Annotated in this window: 9 protein-coding genes and 3 pseudogenes; 7 read left to right on the top strand and 5 right to left on the bottom strand. The window is 60.6% G+C overall.

From position 1 onward, the window contains the following. The first annotated feature begins 532 nt into the window (after positions 1-532). Entirely contained in the window at positions 533-2077 is a 1545-nt protein-coding gene (locus AC1DW9_RS35360; RefSeq protein ID WP_476777501.1) for a DUF4236 domain-containing protein, read from the top strand. Positions 2078-2267: 190 nt separating this feature from the next. On the opposite strand, the gene AC1DW9_RS35355 is transcribed toward AC1DW9_RS35360, so the two are convergent. Then, complete coding sequence (locus AC1DW9_RS35355) at positions 2268-2483, bottom strand: hypothetical protein (RefSeq protein ID WP_441508765.1); 216 nt, start codon at positions 2481-2483, stop codon at positions 2268-2270. Positions 2484-2763: 280 nt separating this feature from the next. Here AC1DW9_RS35355 and AC1DW9_RS35350 point away from each other — a divergent pair. Further along, a pseudogene (locus tag AC1DW9_RS35350) lies at positions 2764-2965 on the top strand (DDE-type integrase/transposase/recombinase); the annotation flags it as partial. A gap of 682 nt (positions 2966-3647) precedes the next feature. On the opposite strand, the pseudogene AC1DW9_RS35345 reads toward AC1DW9_RS35350, so the two are convergent. After that, positions 3648-3779: pseudogene (locus AC1DW9_RS35345) on the bottom strand (IS5/IS1182 family transposase); the annotation flags it as partial. Positions 3780-3917: 138 nt separating this feature from the next. Beyond that, positions 3918-5094, bottom strand: a pseudogene (locus AC1DW9_RS35340) (acyl-CoA dehydrogenase family protein). Positions 5095-5227: 133 nt separating this feature from the next. Here AC1DW9_RS35340 and AC1DW9_RS35335 point away from each other — a divergent pair. The 5 genes from AC1DW9_RS35335 to AC1DW9_RS35315 all read left to right on the top strand — a co-directional run bounded on the left by AC1DW9_RS35335 (position 5228) and on the right by AC1DW9_RS35315 (position 10090). Continuing rightward, entirely contained in the window at positions 5228-5920 is a 693-nt protein-coding gene (locus AC1DW9_RS35335; RefSeq protein WP_476833177.1) for a winged helix-turn-helix transcriptional regulator, read from the top strand. 109 nt (positions 5921-6029) lie between these two features. Beyond that, complete coding sequence (locus tag AC1DW9_RS35330; protein WP_441508767.1) at positions 6030-6632, top strand: hypothetical protein; 603 nt, start codon at positions 6030-6032, stop codon at positions 6630-6632. Positions 6633-6652: 20 nt separating this feature from the next. Next, entirely contained in the window at positions 6653-6919 is a 267-nt protein-coding gene (locus AC1DW9_RS35325) for a c-type cytochrome (RefSeq protein ID WP_476770278.1), read from the top strand. 353 nt (positions 6920-7272) lie between these two features. Beyond that, positions 7273-9438 carry a mechanosensitive ion channel family protein gene (locus AC1DW9_RS35320; RefSeq protein ID WP_476777505.1) on the top strand — a complete coding sequence of 722 codons (2166 nt, stop codon included), beginning with the start codon at positions 7273-7275 and terminating at the stop codon, positions 9436-9438. 403 nt (positions 9439-9841) lie between these two features. After that, a complete protein-coding gene (locus AC1DW9_RS35315; RefSeq protein ID WP_476777504.1) occupies positions 9842-10090 on the top strand; it encodes a hypothetical protein in 249 nt (82 codons plus the stop codon). A 146-nt stretch (positions 10091-10236) separates the two neighbouring features. Here the strand turns inward: AC1DW9_RS35315 and AC1DW9_RS35310 are convergent, their stop codons facing one another. Together AC1DW9_RS35310 and AC1DW9_RS35305 are read right to left on the bottom strand one after the other, a co-directional pair. Further along, complete coding sequence (locus AC1DW9_RS35310) at positions 10237-10536, bottom strand: hypothetical protein (protein WP_441508771.1); 300 nt, start codon at positions 10534-10536, stop codon at positions 10237-10239. A gap of 133 nt (positions 10537-10669) precedes the next feature. Continuing rightward, the coding region (locus tag AC1DW9_RS35305) for a transposase (protein WP_476855350.1) at positions 10670-10864 on the bottom strand (195 nt) is incomplete at its 5' end.

Here is a 10864-nt window from a genome sequence, read left to right as displayed (position 1 = left end):
CAGTTGGCCCAGGTCCAATTCATCAACGAAGACGTCGATCACCCGAACCGGATTGTTCTCCGACACGTAGTCGTCAAGATACTCGGGAAGCAGGACACCCTGCCGACGGTCTTCACTCTCAACGAAGCGCTTCATCTAAGCTCCCGGAGCATCACCTCCAGGAATCCTAGCCGACTCGGCTCTTTTCACACAGCCTCCGACAGCCGCCGTAGTTGGCGTGGTGACGGTGATGCTTGTACCAGCCGCGGTGATGGCCGCGATTCCAGCCATAATGGCGGCGGAGGCCATAGCGATACATGGCGTGATGCGACTGGCCATGATGCCAGCCATGCGGCTTGGCGTGCGCCTCGACGCTGGTGCCAACCGCTCCGTAGTCCGCCTCCGACATTGTCTCGGGAACAGTGTCGACATCGCGATCTTCGCCTCGGCTCCTCAACCCATGGTGTTGAGTTGCGAGATGTCGGCGTCGTGAACTGACCAGCGCCGCCTGATACCGTAACCTGCCAGTCACGTTTTGTTGGGGCGCTCACCTATGAGGTTCCGCTTCGGTCATTCAGTGCGTACGTTTCCTGGTGTTCGGCTGACCTTCAGCAAAACCGGCATCAGCGTTTCCGCGGCTGTACGCGGGACCACCACCGGACCTCTCGACAGTTCCCTGACACTCGAAGCCCGACCGTCCGAGTTCCAACGTCCCCGCGAGATACACAGCAAGGGGGGCGCGCAGCTGACAAGTTCGGATCTTCAGGGCCTAAAGGACTTGATCAATGATGCGGCTCATCAGAAGGCGGCCCTCCAATCGGATTACCGGGCAGCGCTCAGAAGCCGCAAGTCGGCCTGGAGGAAGTTATGCCGGCGCGAACAACCCCCGCTCAGATGGTTCCCGAAGTCATCAATCCCAAAGCTCCGCTGGGCCTTTGAAGAGACGGAGATCGAAGCCAGGAAAGTGCTGTCTGCGCTCTCTGCCAGCGAAATCAGGATTGAGATCGAACTCGATGAGGATGTCTGGAGCACTTGGGTCGAAGTGGAGTACTCCCATGCTGCCTTGGCTCGCTCCGACTATCTCTGGGACGTAGCCTCGTCGAGCGAGGACGAACGGGCCAAGGAGAGACCCACTTCTTCGTCGGCCGTCACACGATACCAGGTTCGGCTGCATCCCATCTTGGATGGAATTATCTCAGGCTCTCCTGGGGTCCGCCTCGAGAACGCAAACGGAGACAATCTCGATATCTTCGGCGGCTTCGTCCTGATGCGCTCAAAAGGCGCCAGCGATTACGCCGTGATCGATTTCCGTGACGTCTTTGTCGAAGCGACAGATGTCCCGTTCATCGAAAGTGAAGCCGTTCCCGCGGACGCGCAGGTGATCGACCATGTATCGGCCAATTCCAGCAAGGATCGATCACCCGATGGACGGCTCAACGACCAGCTTCCGATCGCCAAATATGGCCAGATCACCATCACCAGCGGAAAGGGGCTCCATGAGGTATTTTTGGCAAGCAACTGCGAAGCGGCATTTCGGTTTGCCGATGCGCTCGCGGCTTTCAAATCGGCCCTGATCCGTCAGGCCGCTAATTCACAACCCGGCGACGCTCCGCCGCCTGCGATGCGATCTACACCCGCCCCGGAGTTCGAGAAACCCCTGCCAGAACTCCAACGGGTCAGCGGCGCTTATGAACTCATCCTCATTCCTGTCGCGCTCGCTGTCGCACCCATTTTGGCGTCTTCGTGGCGCCAACAGCCTCCGACCTCGCCCCCGATCATCGCCGCCCTCCGCTCGAACCCGGCGGAAGCGCGCATAGCCGGCCTCCCCTCAACCCAAATCTCGGTCGCGCCAGTGAGGCCTGTCGCTACGGCTCCACAGGTCGGAGCCCTCTCGACGAATCAAGCTCAGCCACGTGAGCGGCTCGTTCTCCTCCAGCATGCCAACGTCCGATCAGGACCTGTGCGATCCTCTGCATCCCTGCGGGTCGCGCCGAAAGGAGCGATCGTCAGCGTTTTCAGACGAGACGGAAGATGGATAGAGGTCGGGGATGAGCAGCCTTGGGGCTGGGTGAACACGGTTCTCCTGAAAAAGCCGTGACCGCGCAAATTACCTTCTCGGGGGCCTCACCGTCGTAAGCTTGTGAGTTTGAGTATTGCGATACCGCGTCGGCAGCCTGTTACACCTGCCGCCTCATTCCCGCCCCCGACCTGAAGGCCGTCCAGGGTGCCAGTCCGGACGGTCGTCTCGCCGCACGAGCCGGCAGCTACGATTCCTGATGTGCGAGTCGTTACGTTCCCGGCATTCGAGCCTGAAGTGTCTTTGAAACGTTCGATCGAGGCAGAAGTCGCACGATATTCGACGGCCGCGCATCCCGTTCAGTGAGGGCCACCGCATCAAGCAGAAGTTCGATGGCGCGGCACAGCCGCTCGTCTTCGAGACTATCGTTATCAAGGGCGAGGAACGCCTCAACCAAGAAGGCTCGGCATTTACGGTAATCGCTCATGGCGAGCATGCTGATGCCAACAGATTAACGCTCGACAAAATGATTGAGAGCAATTCGATCCACTGGGACGGCTCACTTGCACCCCACCATCTCCGCCAGCTCGCATATTCGCATCTCGACGGCGCCATGGGGGCGTCGGAGGAGGTGGCTGCCGCTTGTGGCTGATGTGCAGGACGCAGGCGAAGCGGGAAGATCCGGCGGGGCGAGCGCAGCTATCGGCCTTTCTGTCGGCAGGTAGCAGCTGATCTGTCGAAGCGCCTTCCTCACTCCGCATTTCCTCAAGAGCCGATACCTCAACAATCGGATCGAACGGGATCATCGGCGCATCAAGCGCCGCATCCGTTCCATTGCTCGGCTTGGTGGGGAGCGCCGAGGCGATCCTGTCCGGCATCGAGGTGGTCCACATGATGCGCAAAAGACCGGCGAGATTTGCCTACAAGCCGGGCCCGTCAATTGCCGAGCAATTCGAAACGCTCGCTGCCTGGTCTGGGCCCACGGGCGCCGCTCTTCCCGTCCAATTTCCGGAATTGCGACCGAGCCGGTGGAGGCCGCCCTCAAAGCGATGCGCGCTCATGACGCCATCGAGACCGCGCCGCCAGGCTGGTGCAGGGCGCTCGATGAGGTCACGGCCGCGACCGTCGCGCACATGATGACCGACGGTATTTCCGCGACGAAAAGCCTTAGCCTCTTCATCGCCGCCACGCGCGGCCCTGAGATCAACGCAGCCAAATGTTTCTTCCGACGGAGCCAGGCACGAATTAGCGTTGGCTAATCTTGTCCTTACTTGACGAAACTGCCTTTCGTGAGCACCATGGGGCATTGCGCCACCTCCCCTGAGACGCTTCGACGGCAGGAGCCCTCCAAGGCTTCCCGATAACCCAGCTCTCCCATGGGTTACGTTTCCGGCTGGGGAACCCCCGTAGAGGCTCCGCAACGGCCTCTACGGGGTTTTTTCACACTGGTGTGCAATTAATCTGGCGCAGGATGCCATCTCGGCAGTATCATAACGATCGGACCGATCTCGCGGCAGCGAAGCTGGCCGGCGACGCAGCCGAAGGCGAACTCGCCGCCTGTCATGCCTGCGAAGAGGATGTAGGCCCGCTCCATCATGTCGAGGAACGGTATCCCACACAGCCATCTCGACGATCCGCCACTTGCCCTTGATCATGCCGGGGCCGCCAGAAGCTTGGGCAGGCGGATCAGGTTGTAAACGGCCCGCGCCAGAGTGAACGCGGCATCGACCTTGCGGCGGCCGCGCACCTTCGCCTTGGCCAGTCCCGCCGAGCTTTTGATCCAGCGGCGTCGGGAAGGGCAGCGGCGATTCGAACTCGCGCAGGCGGCCCCCTGCATTTAACGGAAGCTTGAGAAGCCGCTTCCGCTCAGTGCGTTCTGGTGCGGTATGGTATTCAGGGCGCCTCTTCAGCGTCTAATCCGTCAGAAAATCGCCTCTGTCCGCAGGCCTAATGCCATCGCTCCGGCATAGCGAGCCTGAGGACCGGCCTGTAGAGGGTGAAAGCGTGCGCCCTGTATGTCGCGAAAGCGGCGTTCGAGTCCTCTCACACGATAGAACGATGCACCGCCCGCTAGCTCCATGGCCAGGTCGACGGTTGCGATCGCATGCCGGGCGACAAGATTGCGCCCTATCATGACTTCATTCACCGTCTCGGCGGACGGGGCGTTGCGCGCGACCGTGTCAAGCGTCCAACGGTGCGCCAGCTGCGCGGCGCGCAATTCGGTGTCCATGCGGCCAGCGAGGGATAGGTCCGGTGCTGGCTTCTCTTTCGCGATCTCGACGGCGAGATCGCGGGCGCTTTCTGCAACTCCGAGATAGACGGCGTAGATCAGCGGGAAGGCAATCGTTGCGATCGTCTGGAAGACCGGATGCCACTCGCCGGCCTTGCGCGAGAAGGCGACGTTCGCGTCGGGAATGAAGAGGTTGTCGATCACGACGTCGTTCGAGGCAGTGCCGCGCATCCCAAGCGTGCGCCAAGTGTTCTCAATGCTTACAGCAGCGGAGTTCATCGGCGCGCCGAAATGAATGACAGAGCGACTGCCATCTTCCCCCTCGTGAATCGCGCCGGTCATTAGAATGTCGCCGGCCTCGGCGCCGGAGGTGAAGACCTTCCGGGCCGTGATCCGGTAGCCGTCGGCGACCTTCACAGCCTTCCCCGAGCCGCCGATCCAGTCCGAGCCGCCTGACGAGAGAAGGATAATTTTCTCATTCGCGACCCTCTTCAAGAGAGGCTCGACGGCGGCCACCTTCTAGTGACGCCAGCGCCAGGCAGGTATGGCGACCTGATGCGTGTTCATGGAAAAGGCGAGTGCGGTGGAACCCGCACGCACGCGCGAGCACGCGCAGCATCTCGGCGAGCTCGGATATTTCGGCGCCGCGGCCGCCGAGTTCCCGAGGGACGCCTGCTTCCACCAGACCAGCCTCCTTCAGCAGGGTGTAGTTCTCGCCGACAAAACTGTCGTTCTGGTCGACTTCGGCCGCGCGTTCGGCGAGCTTCCGCGAAAGATGGTGCGCGGTTTCCACGATACCGTCGGCGCAAACGCCGGAGTTTTCGATAGCTGAGATGGCTTGAACTTTCGAAGCGACGTTCGTCGGCATGGCGTCCTCCGTTCCTGTGACGCTGAAGGATCGGAGTTGAAGCCGTGAGGGTCCAGTTCAGCAACTGTACTGGTGTCGCTTTTGGGATGAAGCTGCTTTGGTACCATTCGTCAGGAGAACAGCGGGGTTCGAAATGGACGAGCGCGGCGGCTATGGCCAATTCTGCCCGGTGTCGATGGCGTCGGAGATCCTGTGCAGTCGCTGGACGACATTGGTGGTGCGCGAACTCCTTTGCGGCTGCACCCGGTTCAATGACCTACGGCGCGGCGTGCCGAGAATGTCGCCGGCGCTGCTGTCCAAGCGCCTGAAGGAGCTGGAGCGAGCCCAGGTGATCACCGTGTTGCGCAAAGCAAACGGCTCGGTTGAGTATCACTTGTCTGAGGCGGGCGAGGAACTGAGATCTTTGATCATGGGCCTCGGCAACTGGGCACAGCGCTGGATGGAGTCGCGGCTCTCATTGAAGAACCTCGACCCGTCGCTCCTGATGTGGGACATGCGACGGAGCCTCAACGCCAAGCTATTGCCTGAACGCCGCTACACGATACAGTTTCTGTACCCAGAGCTGCCAGGGGCGCAAAAGAGCTGGTGGTTGGTGGTGGACGGCGGAACGGTCGACCTCTGCAATTTCGATCCCGGTCATCAGTTAGATCTCCTCGTCACGAGTTCCTTGCGAACAATGACGGCGATCTGGATGGGACTGACGACGATCAAGAAGGAGTCGGACTGCGGACAGCTGGAGATCGACGGCAATCCGACGCTTGCCAGCTCGATGCAACAATGGCTCGGCCTTAGCGCCTTCGCCCACGAACCAAGGCGGGTACAGTGATCGCCAGGAGTGCCTCTCCGGATAGCACCAGTGGACCAACCCGTTCTCGCGTGAGGGCGTTGCAACCGAGGATTGTGGGGTCGTTTCCCCCTGATCTTTGGAGAGCCACATGCCCGGGCTTGCCGCCCGTCCGCAGCGCCAGCGGATGATGGACGGGATGACCATCCGCGGGTTCGGTGAGCACAGCGCGACGACGTTCGGCAGGTCTACGAGTTCGCCATGTTTCTCGGCGCTCTCCAACCGGGCCGGGCCAGAAGATCTGCGGCGCTACCAACTTCCCCTCGTGGGGTGCGAGAGCTATGCCCGGATGGACCCGGCCTGCATGGTGCTGCTTCTTTGGGGCATAGAATTCATTCCCGAAAATGTGGGCGGGCGAAGCGTACGGACGGCACGAGGGGCAAGCACTGACATGGCGCGCAAGCTGCAAATCCAGCTCTCCAAAACCAAGGCTGCACATATCGATGGTGCTCAGTTCCAGTTCGGGCTGAATGAGGTCGATTTGAGCCCGGAGCGGTTCGCGGGACTGTTCTGCGGCGGCCGGATCAAGCGTGTGCACGAGTGGCTGAATGATGAGTTGCCTGTGCCGCCGTGGGTGCCGGCGCTGCTCGCTGCGATGGTCTGGCCGGAAGCGCGGACTCGAGCGATTGCGACTGCCGAGCATCTCATCGCGGCCGGTTCGGCGGATGGAACGAGCGGGGAGCCAGGAGAGTGATTCTTCGACTGACCTTGGCAATGGCGTTGGTCGCCGCTCCAGCACTCGCCGAACCAAGGCGCTCCGCGGTGGAGCAATGCGCTGCATGTCATGGCGACGACGGCATCGCACGGGATAGCGAAGTCCCTCACTTGGCCGGGCAGAATGAACGCTACCTCTTCAATCAGATAATGGCGTTCCGGTCGGGAAAGCGTCAGCACAAGGAGATGCGCTATATGGCGCGTGCGATGACGACAGCCGAAATCGCTGCGCTCTCTGCCTATTATGCGGCGCTCCCGACACGATAGAAATGTCCTGTTATCGACGCATTGCGCCGAAGATCCTGCCTTGGCCTTTCGCAAAGCTAGGGCGTTGGTTGGCCCAGCCGTTCCGCGCAAGTTTACTTGTCTGTGTCCGGATCGTGCGTGACCTCCGCGCCAACCCAACAGCGCGCCGCGGGTGTCGCGGTAATGATGCTAAAACAATGAGACATCCGTCAGGGTATATGCGAACCGGCATTCCATTCGGCTGACCGTTTCGCGTTGCATCTGCCCAGTAGCACGCCGATCTGCTAACAGCGATTCTAGTGCAGAATTGCCCACCACCGGTCTACTTATCCGGTGGAATTGAACTCTTTGATCAGCTTTGCCTTGGGGGACAGATGCGCAGCTTTCTGATATTAATTTGGTGCGTCCTTGCCACCTGGGGAATATCTGGCGCCCGTGCACAGGGGCAAGGAGAAAGCCCTCCACCACAGGCCAAGGAATTGTTGCGCCTGCTCGATGAGCCGAGCGTGCGACGCTGGATCCAGCAATCCGGCGAGGCCAGTCCAGCCGCACTGCCCACAGCAATAGCAACTCCCGAGCCGCCCCTGTCCAGCCGACTTGCGACACGGCTCACCAGCGTACGCAACCATATCGGTTCCATCGCCGCCGCAGTCCCTCAGTTGCCGACGCAACTCGCGCGGGCCGCCGGCTTATTGAAAAATGAGCTGGCAACGACAAGCGCTGCCCGGCTTGCTCTGATGATTTCGACCTTTCTCACTCTCGGTGTCGGTTCCGAGCAATTGTATCGCCGCATGAGCGCCCGCTACCGCGCCTTGCTAGAGAGGAAACCCGTCCTTTCCGTTGAGGAACGATTCCGCACCGCGGGATTGCGCCTGGCCACCCTGGTTGCCGGAATCGCAATCTTCGCTGCAGGCAGCCTCGGCGCGTTCCTGCTGTTCGCATGGCCACCGATCCTGAAGCAGATCATGCTCGCCCTTCTCGTGGCCGTGCTCGTCACGCGGGCTACTCGGTCTTTGCTGGATTTCGCTTTGTTTCCACCGCGGAACACGCACGGCGCCTGGTCGGATCATCAGATAGTTCCAGTTAAGCCGAAGGACGCCATCTACTGGCGGCGGCGCATTGGCTTGTTTGTCAGCTACTTCGCATTTGGGTGGTCGATTGTTGGCATTCTGATCGATCTGGGCTTTCCTCGAGATTTCCGTTTCGCGGCAGCTTATCTCCTCGGACTTGGCCTTCTGACAATTGGTCTGGAAGCCATTTGGAACAGACCGGAAGGCGATAGCAGCTCCACGGCTGGATCCGGCAGAATTGCGAAGAGCGTCGCCATGTCAGCTTATGCTGTGGTCTTGTGGCTTCTCTGGGTTTCCGGCCTTCTGGGCATGTTCTGGATTGCCGTTTTCGTGCTTCTGCTGCCCAAAGCCATCTCCATTGGAAGGAACGCAGTCAGTCACCTCCTGAGGCCGACCGAGACCGGTGGGCTGGTGCCGATCAGGCACAATATCCTTGAGGTGTGCCTTGAGCGCGGGGTGCGGCTGATCATTCTCAGCGCCGCTACGCTTTGGCTCGCTCATATTTGGCAGGTTGACCTGGTCGGTCTTACGAGCCAGGACAGCCTGCCGATGCGCCTGCTGCGCGGTGCGCTGGCAAGCGTCGTCATTCTTCTCCTGGCCGATTTTCTATGGCAAATCGTCAAGGTTTCCGTGGACGGCGCCCTCGCTGATCCAACGGAGAGCATCATTTCCGGTTCCGACGAGGCCATCCGTCGGGCGCGACTTCGCACGCTGCTGCCCATCTTCCGCAATATCCTGCTTGTGGTTATCGCGGTGATGGCGAGCTTGACGGCGCTTGCTGCGCTCGGGCTCGAAATCGGCCCCCTGATCGCTGGAGCCGGCGTCTTGGGCGTCGCCATTGGTTTTGGCGCTCAATCCCTGGTCAAAGACATTATCAGCGGCATGTTCTACCTACTCGACGATGCATTTCGCGTCGGCGAATACATCCAAAGCGGCAGCTTCAGGGGAACAGTGGAGTCATTCTCACTCCGTTCGGTCCGCTTGCGCCATCACCGTGGTCCAGTGTTCACCGTGCCGTTTGGACAACTCGGCGCGGTTCAGAACATGAGCCGAGACTGGGTCATCGACAAGTTCATGATCAATGTCACTTACGATAGCGATCTGGAAAAGGCGCGGAAAATCTCCAAAAAAATCGGTCAGGAGCTTGCCGAAGATCCCGACTTAGCGCCTGACATTATCGAGCCGATGAAGATGCAGGGGGTCGAGCAGTTCGGCGATTATGCCATCCAGCTTCGTTTCAAGATGACGACCCGGCCAGGCCAACAAGCGGTCGTGCGTCGCAAAGCGCTTCTGCGCCTCAAGACGGCGTTCGACCAGGCTGGTATCAAGTTCGCCCATCCGACGGTCCATGTTGAAGGTCGCGACGAAGAAGCAGCTGCTGCTGCCCAGCAGATTCTAACCGCTCAAAAGGTCGAAGCGGCAAAGGTCGAAGCGGCAAAGGTCGAAGCGGCAAGTGCGGCTGGTAGATAGCGCTCGACTAATTTCGGCTGAGGCAAAAGGGTGTTGCGACGCGGGCAGCCGGGTGTGAAGCATGCGCCGTCAGGCATCGGGGGCCGGTCATTACGGCTGGCCGCATGTCGCTCAAGGTAGGGGAGGGGTGGTTGGTGCGAGCCTACGGATGAGGGGGGCGCGCTGGACGCTTAATGTCAATGCTGGTCTCGACGCACTCGCCGGCCTTTTTCCCGAGCGCCTGGCTCCGCTCCATCACCTCCCCGCGGCCGCCGGCGGCAGCCCGTTCCGTGGCGGGGCGGTCACGGACCTCCCTCGCGGTCCCGTCGCTTACGAAATCGGCTTCTTTACTCCCAGCCTTGGCCCAAGCAGGATTGCATCCGCCGGACGTTCGTTACGGCGTTCGCATCAGGGAGGTTTTGCGATGGGCGTGTTTTCGACCGCGGCCGGTGACCTGAATTTTGACAACCAGCCGGAGCGCGATCTGGCGGCACTTGAGGGCAGGCTCGTTGTGATCCGGCATCAGGGGATCGACGACATGGTGGCCGGCCGGCTTATCGGCACGCCTCAGCCCGGCTTTGCCCTGCACCTGCTGACCGAGAGTGGCGCAATCAGCGTCCCGGGCTGGAGGTCGGTGCACCAGGTCACCTCCACGGGTCACGCGAACCAATAAGCGGAGGCGATGCCGGCAAGCCTGCGCGGCGCATTAACCAGGGCGAACCCAGCCGGATGCTCAGGCCATACGAAACCAGCGCTCGAGGGTCGGAATAGCGATCCAACTCCCGATCGCTGATGTCTGCCAGCTTTTGCGCCACGATATCAGTTCTCGGCCGCACCGCGTCTTGCACGGGCAAGGGAAAAATTGGGGAACAGGGCTGAGGACAATAAAACGCCGCCGCCGATAGCAAAGCCGAAGGCGGCAATAAACATTAGGCCAGGCTTCGGCCCATCGGCCACAGCGAGGAATGTTACCAAGGCGCACCCTAACAACACGGAGCTTATCAAGAAGCAAGCCAGGCGCCATGCCTTCGACATAGGCTTCGGTGTATCCGGGTCGTTGTAAATGATCGGGCCGTCCAGGTCGTCGTCAATGATGAAGCGCGGGGCGGGGACTTTCATAGGCCGGGACCATGTGTGACAGGCGCTCGCGAATCCATATTAACCGCAGCCAAGTTCTTGGCATTAACCGCCAAGTTCTATTTCGAAGCACGTGGGGAGTGTCTGAATTTTTGTGTCCGGGGCGGGTTGAGCTTCATTGAGTGATGAAGCGATCCTCGAACATGATCGCGAACTGGGACTTGGCTTCGGTCCATTCGCGTGGGGGCATTTTCCACTCGGCCGCGGCATCGCGCAAGACGAGATAGATCAGCTTGGTTGCGGCTTCGTCGGTCGGAAAATGGCCTCGGATTTTGACCGCTCGCCGGAGCTTTGCGTTCAAGGCTTCGAT

The sequence above is a fragment of the Allobosea sp. P4_E12 genome, from assembly GCF_056401655.1.
The sequence above is the reverse complement of the archived record's forward strand: the minus strand, read 5'-3'. Positions and strand labels throughout refer to the sequence as shown.

Excerpts from the sequence above, each read along its gene's own strand:
- AC1DW9_RS35360 (WP_476777501.1), top strand. The coding sequence starts at position 533 with ATGAGGTTCCGCTTCGGTCATTCAGTGCGTACGTTTCCTGGTGTTCGG.
- AC1DW9_RS35355 (WP_441508765.1), bottom strand. The coding sequence starts at position 2,483 with ATGAGCGATTACCGTAAATGCCGAGCCTTCTTGGTTGAGGCGTTCCTC.
- AC1DW9_RS35335 (WP_476833177.1), top strand. The coding sequence starts at position 5,228 with ATGGACGAGCGCGGCGGCTATGGCCAATTCTGCCCGGTGTCGATGGCG.
- AC1DW9_RS35330 (WP_441508767.1), top strand. The coding sequence starts at position 6,030 with ATGCCCGGGCTTGCCGCCCGTCCGCAGCGCCAGCGGATGATGGACGGG.
- AC1DW9_RS35325 (WP_476770278.1), top strand. The coding sequence starts at position 6,653 with ATGGCGTTGGTCGCCGCTCCAGCACTCGCCGAACCAAGGCGCTCCGCG.
- AC1DW9_RS35320 (WP_476777505.1), top strand. The coding sequence starts at position 7,273 with ATGCGCAGCTTTCTGATATTAATTTGGTGCGTCCTTGCCACCTGGGGA.
- AC1DW9_RS35315 (WP_476777504.1), top strand. The coding sequence starts at position 9,842 with ATGGGCGTGTTTTCGACCGCGGCCGGTGACCTGAATTTTGACAACCAG.
- AC1DW9_RS35310 (WP_441508771.1), bottom strand. The coding sequence starts at position 10,536 with ATGAAAGTCCCCGCCCCGCGCTTCATCATTGACGACGACCTGGACGGC.